Source organism: Crenothrix sp., assembly GCF_043729335.1.
Lineage (GTDB): Bacteria > Pseudomonadota > Gammaproteobacteria > Methylococcales > Methylomonadaceae > Crenothrix.
The window spans coordinates 1-8,400 of sequence record NZ_JAYTLQ010000030.1 but is presented as its reverse complement, the minus strand read 5'-3'; the positions used below and the strand labels follow the sequence as shown (position 1 = coordinate 8,400).

General features: G+C 43.7%; 7 protein-coding genes. 2 read left to right on the top strand and 5 right to left on the bottom strand.

All coding sequences use genetic code 11. The features are described 5' to 3' along the window. Window positions 1-171: 171 nt before the first annotated feature. The 3 genes from ACHZC4_RS07505 to ACHZC4_RS07495 form a co-directional block, all read right to left on the bottom strand. Complete coding sequence (locus tag ACHZC4_RS07505; RefSeq protein WP_394753213.1) at window positions 172-1,611, bottom strand: tyrosinase family protein; 1,440 nt, start codon at window positions 1,609-1,611, stop codon at window positions 172-174. Window positions 1,612-1,711: 100 nt separating this feature from the next. Further along, window positions 1,712-2,458, bottom strand: a complete 747-nt coding sequence (locus ACHZC4_RS07500) for a hypothetical protein (RefSeq protein WP_394753212.1) — start codon at window positions 2,456-2,458, stop codon at window positions 1,712-1,714. A gap of 327 nt (window positions 2,459-2,785) precedes the next feature. Continuing rightward, window positions 2,786-3,457, bottom strand: coding sequence for an SOS response-associated peptidase (locus ACHZC4_RS07495; RefSeq protein ID WP_394753211.1), 672 nt, complete (start codon window positions 3,455-3,457; stop codon window positions 2,786-2,788). A gap of 251 nt (window positions 3,458-3,708) precedes the next feature. Here ACHZC4_RS07495 and ACHZC4_RS07490 point away from each other — a divergent pair, with 251 nt between their 5' ends. Both ACHZC4_RS07490 and ACHZC4_RS07485 read left to right on the top strand, forming a co-directional pair. Then, window positions 3,709-3,906 (top strand): hypothetical protein, encoded by a 198-nt coding sequence (locus ACHZC4_RS07490; RefSeq protein WP_394753210.1) that lies wholly within the window; start codon window positions 3,709-3,711, stop codon window positions 3,904-3,906. A 180-nt stretch (window positions 3,907-4,086) separates the two neighbouring features. Beyond that, entirely contained in the window at window positions 4,087-6,477 is a 2,391-nt protein-coding gene (locus tag ACHZC4_RS07485) for an EAL domain-containing protein (protein ID WP_394753209.1), read from the top strand. A 35-nt stretch (window positions 6,478-6,512) separates the two neighbouring features. Here ACHZC4_RS07485 and ACHZC4_RS07480 read toward each other — a convergent pair whose 3' ends face one another. Together ACHZC4_RS07480 and ACHZC4_RS07475 are read right to left on the bottom strand one after the other, a co-directional pair. After that, window positions 6,513-7,022 (bottom strand): GNAT family N-acetyltransferase, encoded by a 510-nt coding sequence (locus tag ACHZC4_RS07480; RefSeq protein WP_394753208.1) that lies wholly within the window; start codon window positions 7,020-7,022, stop codon window positions 6,513-6,515. Between the two features lie 272 nt (window positions 7,023-7,294). Then, the gene (locus ACHZC4_RS07475; protein ID WP_394753207.1) at window positions 7,295-8,023 is read right to left on the bottom strand and encodes a DUF5765 domain-containing protein; all 729 of its coding nucleotides are present in this window, start codon (window positions 8,021-8,023) and stop codon (window positions 7,295-7,297) included. Between the last annotated feature and the right edge of the window lie 377 nt (window positions 8,024-8,400).

The following is an 8,400-nucleotide window of genomic DNA, read 5'->3' as shown; positions in this document are numbered from 1 at the left end:
ACGGGACACTCAATAAGGCACACCGTTCGGCCTGAGCTTGTCGAAGGGTGTGCGGTGTGCCGCTCATGGTTCGACAAGCTCACCACGAACGGCACACCTCCACCTGTCCCGCCTTAACTTGGAAGCCTAAAAAGCTAACTTTTGAAATATTTTTAATGGACTAAGGTTCAACTAGGTTCGTTTTACTGCAACCCCGTAAGCGCCAGTGCCCGTTGGGCTATAATGCCTAACACGCACAAAATACATGCCGGGAGTCAGAACACGAATAATCTGTGAGTTTTGACTTGGGCCACTGTCATCATCCTGGCTGATAAAAGCGTTTTGATTATTCGGCCCGTTTAAAGATACAAAAGTATCCGTATTGCCTGATGTCACAATAGTGTAAGTGGCAATCTGGGTTGCGTTAAAACTATACACATCGCTTTCGTTAGCTGCTGCAATATTACCCTGAATTTCTGCACCGTTAACCATAATTTCGGTTAGATTGGGTTGTGGTTGCACGGTATTTTTCACTGAAATACCATAATTACCTGTGCCCGCTGCCTGAAAATGCCGAATTCTCACAAAATAAGTCCCCGCCGAGAGGTTGCTAATAATTCTCGAATTACCCGCCCCGGCACTATCATCGTCCTCAGTGACCAAAGTGCTTTGACTATTAACCCCAAACAACGACATAAATACGTCTGTTAAGCCTTGTGTCTCTATTGTGTAAGTCGATGCTACTGGCACGACAAACCGATACCAATCAACTTCTCCAGCTTGGCTAATGCTGTCTTGTCGCGGCGGTGCGCCTACTGTAAGATTAATAATCACGGATGGCATAGGTACGTCGATATCAGGATAGGAATAACCCAGTGCAACATGATTCAACACCCGCGCAGGTGTGGGCGGCGATATTTCATTTTCCCACGGTTGCATGGGGCTATTAAGATTAAACCGCCCATCACCTTGAAAGGGCGCATCTGCTGGATGTAGGCTTTGCCAAATAGCCCACAGCCGATCCACATTACAATGCAATAAAAAGAACGCGGGGTCATTGGGCGAACTTAAACTGCCTGCGGCTCCGCCTATAAAACCATGCACGATATTATGAATATCGCCTTCCAGATCAGGCCTAAAAGCCGAATAAGGTGTGCGCGAAAGTACTCTTCGCTCATCATTTGCACTGGGGAGTGTTGCACCAGAACCTATAGCGCGCGTGAGTTCAACCCTGTCGGCTGGCGTATCGCGTACTGTCAGTGGCCAGCGGCCGTTTCTGAATGCGAATGCGCCCGTTTGTACCGCACCACTTGGCGCTACGCCATTGCCCCCCATAAAGTCACTGCCCCACAGCGATGCCGTGGCGGTTCGATCCACCGTCCAATCCCAAAAAGGGAGAGTCACTGAAGGATCAATGGCTTGAAGGTCTAATTCAAGTCGGCGCAAAAATTCCCGATGCCACGGCAAAAACAGCGCAGTCCTATGAATACCAGCATTCGCATCGAAAAAAAGATCACGGTGCTGCCGCACGTAGCGGTCATAAACACCATTGGTTTTGAGTTGTAAAACCGCGTTGACAAATCGAGATTTTTCGTCGGCGGACAGTGTAGATTGATTTTTTCTGATACCCATTAGAGTCTCCTGGCTGGAAGCTATTGAATAAGCTGTAACCTGGTTTGGCGCAGTATCTATCGACAATGCGCCTTACAGGTTACGGTTTAGATTGTACTGATTAATCTTTGCATATTTCTACTTTGAAGCACTGTTTCGTTTGTACCTCATGGCAAACCGTAAAGCAAACATCTTCAAACGATAACAGATAGCATTTCGCTACTGCGCCGCAGGTATAGACCACAAATTCCCTTGATACACAGCTCGGTTTATTGCATGTGCAATCGCAAGGGCAGATGTCCCCAAAACAAATAGACCCTGAAGGAACAACCTGTACAGAGGGATCTCCATTTGGCAAGCACGGCACGGGATTCCCTGCCATATCCGTTATTTTAATATGACCAATAGTGAAATCTTGGAAAGTCACATTGCAGTAACAGTTACAGACGGTGATGCACAGTATCTCCATATCATCCGACTCAAGGCCATCGCATTCGCTATCTCCCCATTTAACCGAAATACACGGTTCAATCTTTGGAAATTCAACGGTGTCACATTTACAAGCACAAGGATCTTTAGGTGGCGTGTAAGATGGATGATCTTTTGGGTATACTTCAGCAGGCGGTGTGTAAGACGGATGATCTTTTGGGTAAGCCGCAGGGTAAGCGGGTTCGTCATAGTGGCCACCCGGTATCGGTGTGTAACTGCCTTTACCGTCACAGTCCGTCCGCGTTAGATAATTGAATTTTTTTTTGCATAGGTCATCCACATAATCGTTATAACCTTGCAGCATATTATATGCACGAGGTTTACCGACAACTGGGTAGTCATCGCCCTTTCTATCTTTGTTGGTTTCTTTATTAGCCATTTTAATCTCCAGAATTACCCTTGTGATGGTTAACGTAAGATTCCTAAGGGGAGGAAGAAACCCTACGCAAAGTGAATTAACTGAAACTTGAAGGAAAATAAAAAGCCACTTGTTAAACGCAATCAAGTAGAGCTCAATGCTAAACCAACAAAAGTGTAAAGCTAAGACACGGTATCCAGAGTAAAGGGATTTATAGATGATGTCTGTGAAGTATTTCACACCGAAAATGTGTAATATTTCACAGACATAAATGATTTTTTAAAGAAGGAATGTAAAGCCACACCACTTAAAATAACGCATCGTTATCACTAGGTCTTGCGAGTAGGCTTAGGATTGCTCAATAAGGCATTCTGGCGAATTATGTTTTGGACTATTAACCAGCGTGCTCACCGGCCAAGCGGATATATCGTTTTTTGGGTACGGTATGAGTAAATCTTGCAGGGCTTGCGGCTCTTTATTAGTAGGTGATAGCCAAGTATCCCAAGTATCTTCTGCAAGAATCACCGGCATTCTGTTGTGAATAGACTTCATAAATGCGTTAGCTTCGGTGACGATAATGCTGCATGACTCTAACGATTCCCCTTCCGGGTTTCGCCATTGTTCCCATAAACCAGCAAACGCAAGTGGTTCACGATCTTTTTGAGTAATAAACCACGGTTGCTTGTGGTCAGCATTTTCAAGCACCTGCCATTCGTACCAGCCATCAGCAGGGACTAAACAGCGCCGATGTTTAAAAGCCGAACGGAACGCAGGTTTAGTCTCAACGGTTTCAGCGCGGGCATTGATAGTGCTATAACTGATTTTGGTATCTTTTGCCCAAGAAGGTATTAGCCCCCATTTAACCGGCACAACAACTCTTTTTTCCCCTTCTTGCCTGACAATCGGAATGGTTTGCGATGGCGCAATGTTATAACTGGGCCGCAATTCCGTTAACATTTCTGTTTCGAACCGTTTGGCCAAGGTAATAGAGTCGCTGTACAACACAAATCGTCCACACATAAAATAATTATAGCTTTGCCAAATTAAAAAGTGTCACCAAAGCGCTGGTGAGTGTTTCGTAAGCTTGCCAAGTAACCGCACGGTGCTGATGCAATACGCTCGAATGCAAGCAGGAACTCTTTATTGCTCGCTTCTTAAAACTACCGACAAAATTATTTTTGCAATAGTTCATAATTTCATCAGTTTAAACTGACTTATTAAGATAAGATTTTTTTACCGTAGGCGGCAGTTTCAAAGCGCAATTTTAATCAATGAAAGCCAGTATACTGGGTATTTGTTCAGTAATATTCGGTGTTGGCAAGCAACTTAAAAAAATGCTTGGTAATTGTAAAAAAATAAATTGGACAAGCTTTAGTGCATTAATTACAATTTGTAATCCATTGCTGACATTGACTGGATTTTATCGCGAGATCGCTGCAAAAGTTTTCCGTATTAACCAAGATGGCTAGCATTCATCGTTATGTCCTAAACCGCTTAAAGTATTTCTTTTTACTAGGACTACTCACTGAAAACTGTCCCCACCTGCCATCAACTCGCCTTGCATTATAAGATTGTGACCGCTATGCCCGTAACTCACTGTTCTTTTAAAGAATATTATAACTATAAAAATCGCAAGGCGGAGGCTAACAATGCCCCTAAAAATTAGAAAATATTGTGACTGTGCAAGCACTCTGGCTGTGTTCATTACACTATTTGTTACCACGGTGGCACAGGCGAATGATCTATTGCCCACCACGCTGGGGTTAATTAAATATCCAACAATCATGTCGTCAACTGATCAGATGATAAGTTATCTTATTGTTGGTTTTAGTCTCGGCATCATTGCTTACCACCTCATTTTGTATAGCTGTACGCGGCAAAGCATTTATTTGCGTTTTTCCGTTGCACTGCTGGGTTATGTGGTTGGCGTAGGTGAAGGCAATGGGCTTTGGCATCTCGCTATCGGATCGCACGATTCTGCTGTGCTAGTGCTGGATACGCTCAACCTGGTTTTATTTATTTCTTTTTTTGAGCATTTCTTAAATTTGTTTGTTGATTTTAAAGGCAAGCATCCGCTTATCACCCGAGGATTACATACCTGTGCCGCTCTAGGTATTGTATTAATAGTGGGTAATCTGCTCTTTCCGCACCCGATTTTTTTAGTGGCTTATCGCGTGGTCATTGTAATGGCATGCCTCATTGGCATTCTTACGCCACACTGCTGGTATCCCACCATTAAACATTTGCGTACCTTTATTACGACGGTGCTATTGTTTTTAATAGTAGTGGTTTATTACCATATTAGTCCGTTGATTGTTGATAATAATCATATACCTTTTATGTATCACCTGAGCTTGGCCAGTGGCACATTAATGTTTTTGTCGTTTTCGTCAATTATTAACATGCGGTTTAATTACGATCGGGAACAAGTCGCCCTTGCACAAAAAATGAGTATTCAAAGCCTCGAAAAATACCAAATTCTTTACCACAATGCGCTGGAAAGTTTATTTACCACCTTTATCGATGGCCGCTTACTGCAAGTCAATCCAGCCTTACAAAAATTGCTGGCTGTTAAATTCGTTGAGCAACCCATTATTAATCAATCGTTTTTACACAGTTATTTTGCTGAACCCGAAAATGTCTGGAAAAAAATAACGCAAGGTCTAAAACAGCACGGCACTGTTGAAGCGCTTGAGATTCAAGGCCCTGATAATACCTGGTATAGCTTGTCGGCACGGCATATCAGCGCTAATGATATTGATCTGATTGAAGGCTCAATAATTGATATTAGCCAGCGTAAGCAACAGGAATTACAACTGGCTTATCTGGCCAAGCGTGATCCTTTGACCGGTTTACATAATCGCAATGCATTCGAAAACTATCTGCAAGAGGCTATTAGTAGCCAAATTACGCATACATTACTTTTTATAGATCTGGACCAGTTTAAAGTTATTAACGATACTTGCGGCCATGTGGCCGGTGATGAATTTGGCATTATCTTTTACAATCAAAATCAGGCTGTCGGTAAGGCTAGCGCCGAGCGCATTCGTCTGGCATTGGAGGCCAATCATTTTCAATGGGTACAGCGGATTTTTAAAACTTCGGCGAGCATCGGTCTTATCACGCTTGATGCACACATAACCAGTGGCGAGAAGGCGCTCAGTCTGGCCGATGCCGCCTGTTACGAAGCTAAAGATGCCGGCCGAAACCGCGTGCTTATCAATGACCCCGATAAGCAGGTCACTATCTACCGGCAAAGCCAGATGGATATGGTCGCTACCCTGACCCAGGCGCTTAGAGATCATCAGTTGACTTTATTCCAGCAACCGATCATCTCATTAACGCCCCAGCCAACCCACCTACAACATTATGAAGTGTTGGTACGCCTGCACACCGATAACGGTTTACTAGCGCCGGGGGCATTTTTACCCGCGGCACAGCGCTATCATTTGCTGCCGCAAATTGATCGCTGGGTGTTTAATAGAACCTGTGCGTGGCTAATAGAGGGCGATAACCTAGTACAGAGTGGCATGGTTAATATTAATCTCAGTCCTCAAACTTTGGCCGATCCGCTATTTGTGGCCTTTATCCGAAAATGTCTGCTCGAGCACAATATTTCGCCAGCCAAGATTTGTTTTGAAATCACTGAATACAGCGCCATCAATAATTTTTCGCTGGTGTTACGCAATATCCTTAAGTTACGCGAGTTGGGTTTTCGCTTTGCGCTGGATGATTTTGGCAGTGGTTTTGCTTCGTTTGACCATGTTAAGCGGCTACCGGTAGATGTTATCAAGATTGATGGCCGGTTTATTCGCGAGCTTAAGCACGATGCGACCAATAAAACCCTGGTGCGCGCCGTTACCGAAATTGCCCATACATTGGGCAAACAAGTCACTGCCGAGTCGATTGAAGATCAGGAAACTGCCGACATTTTACGCGGCTTGAATGTTGATTTTGGGCAGGGTTATTATTTTGGTAGACCCGCAGCGTTATACGGGCAAGAGCCACTGCCGGTTACACAGTTTAGTTGCGCTGTCTAATTATTGCGCAGTTCCTGTATTAATTTATTTGTTTCTTAGCTGATGTTTTGAACATAGCGTATTTCGGCAATCTCGGCGCCTGCAAGCTCAAAGGTTTTCAACGAATCTTCTTCTGGCGCAAACCCTGCTGCCTGATAAAAATGTATGGCACGTTCATTACCCACAATAGCCCAAAGACTAATGCGGGTCTTGCCTTGGGCAATTAACTGCTCGCAGGATTCTGACAACAAAGCGCGTCCCAAACCCTTACCTAAATGTAATGGCGAAAGGTAGATAGCCCAAATTTCGCCATCATTTGCACTGGCACGGTTATCACGACATTTTCCAAAACAAGAAAAGCCAACCACTTTTTTGCCTGCTTGCACAACGATAACTTTAGGCGTACTTTGGGCGAGATTTTCGCGCCATATAGCCTCACGCGTTGGCATGGTTAACGAATCAAGATACTTATCGGGCACAATACCGCGATAGGTATGCTGCCATGACAGTACGTGTATTTCAGCGAGGGCGGGTATATCTTCAAATCTGGCGTTACGAATGTTCACAGTGATTTTTAATCGGTGATTTGTTCATAAGAAAATATTGGATAGTGTTACGCCCTGGAAATATGAACGTCGACAATAGGCAACGGCTCTTCAATCAATAATGATTTATCGGACAAATTTTAAAAAACCGTTCGTACCCAAAGACCATAACTGCTGAGCCTTTCGATTAGACTCAAGGAAGCTTTGTCGGAACCATAGCCACAAGTCCTTCGACAAGCTCAAGGACGAACGGCGTATTTTATAGTACTCGACAAAGTAAATATGACTAAGCACTAACTGTTAACGGTGAAATTATAGGGATCTGTGTAGTTGGATGCCATGAAGAAATTTTTAAAATAAGGCATAAAACTGGCCGTAATGGGAATCGAATAAAAGCAGTACATAGCGGCGGCTTCACCGGTTGAGACCCCAAATAACCACTGTGGCACAAATAAAGTCATCATAGCCATAATGAAATGGTAGCTGCCAATACGCCAATTGTCCTTCCAGACAAAAGCGCTGACGGCTAATGCAAATAATGATCCCCAGGTAACCAATAACCCAAACGCGCTCGATATCGCATAACCAATATGATATTTACCGGTAAATAAACAAGACACCATGCGGCCAATAAAATTGGGTTCCACATCAAAAAGCTGCCAGGTGTTGGGTAGAAAAGAAAAAAAGATAAAGCAGGTGCTGAGCGTTCCACCCACAAGAAAGGCTTTTTTAAGCGCCGTTTTATCAGACGAATAAGTCGCTAAGGCTGGCATAATGGCTAACGCCTGCAAACTGATGTGATAGGTCGATAACTCACTTAAAAAATAATTCGTTCCATAGCCACATTGGTCGGCTACCGGATAGGCAAAAAACTGGATAAACTCCATTAACGAAAAATGAAAAATGGCGTAGGCTCTGGCAAAGCGTACCCAAAAAGTTTCGGTCTTATCAAGAAAAGTAACACCAGAAGCCGCCAGCCCGATTACTCCCAAACTAAGCGACATATTTGCACTAAAGCACATAGAATTTCCCAAAAATTGACTAGTATAATAAAAAACGTAATCTACACAATGGCTATTGTATCGAATTAAGGGTTATTTGTTTTGCTCTATATTGGATTACTGATTGGCGTTCGGTAAGTGCCTTTATTTACAAAGGCTAGTGGATTATTTTTATGGATTTAGGCTAGCGATGGTTATGTTGTCATGCACAAAATTACCCTCATCATTGTGTCCATATCACTGCCCAGAGTGATTTTATAAACGAACTTTTAAGTGTTACAGAGTAACTCGCTTTAATGGGCTACACACATAAGACGGGACACTCAATAAGGCACACCGTTCGGCCTGAGCTTGTCGAAGGGTGTACGGTGTGCCGCACATGGTTCGACAAGGCTCTC

What these genes read in the sequence shown, in the direction of transcription:
- ACHZC4_RS07490 (WP_394753210.1), top strand. Translation starts at nt 3,709, where the DNA reads ATGAAAGCCAGTATACTGGGTATTTGTTCAGTAATATTCGGTGTTGGC.
- ACHZC4_RS07505 (WP_394753213.1), bottom strand. Translation starts at nt 1,611, where the DNA reads ATGGGTATCAGAAAAAATCAATCTACACTGTCCGCCGACGAAAAATCT.
- ACHZC4_RS07475 (WP_394753207.1), bottom strand. Translation starts at nt 8,023, where the DNA reads ATGTGCTTTAGTGCAAATATGTCGCTTAGTTTGGGAGTAATCGGGCTG.
- ACHZC4_RS07485 (WP_394753209.1), top strand. Translation starts at nt 4,087, where the DNA reads ATGCCCCTAAAAATTAGAAAATATTGTGACTGTGCAAGCACTCTGGCT.
- ACHZC4_RS07500 (WP_394753212.1), bottom strand. Translation starts at nt 2,458, where the DNA reads ATGGCTAATAAAGAAACCAACAAAGATAGAAAGGGCGATGACTACCCA.
- ACHZC4_RS07495 (WP_394753211.1), bottom strand. Translation starts at nt 3,457, where the DNA reads ATGTGTGGACGATTTGTGTTGTACAGCGACTCTATTACCTTGGCCAAA.